Genomic DNA, 304 nt, shown 5'->3' with positions numbered 1-304 from the left:
ATTATCTCAGATAATTCAGGTAAAAGTTATTTAAAAACAATAAGTGAAATATCCAATGGAATTCAACCTAAAGAAAAGCCTTTTTATTCATTCGGGGAAATGCTAAACGGAATTGAAAAAAAACAGAATTCTACTTCAAACGTTTGCTTACTAACAGTAATATCTGACTCAACTAAATATGATTCTAAAACATTTGTAAGATTTCAAAGTACATTAGAGAATGCTTTTAGAAATGCTGGAGATTTAAAAATTGAATTATTAGCAACTGAAATTTCAAATGTACTACTTGAAAAAGATTTTGAAC

The 304-nt window shown here is 26.6% G+C and carries 1 protein-coding gene; it reads left to right on the top strand.

Annotated elements, in window-relative coordinates; all coding sequences use genetic code 11:
* Positions 1-304 (top strand): hypothetical protein (locus V6246_RS18230; RefSeq protein ID WP_341561870.1); only part of this gene is annotated, 304 nt, incomplete at both ends.

Source organism: Algibacter sp. TI.3.09, assembly GCF_038154905.1.
Taxonomy (GTDB): Bacteria; Bacteroidota; Bacteroidia; order Flavobacteriales; family Flavobacteriaceae; genus Algibacter.
The sequence above is the reverse complement of the archived record's forward strand: the minus strand, read 5'-3'. Positions and strand labels throughout refer to the sequence as shown.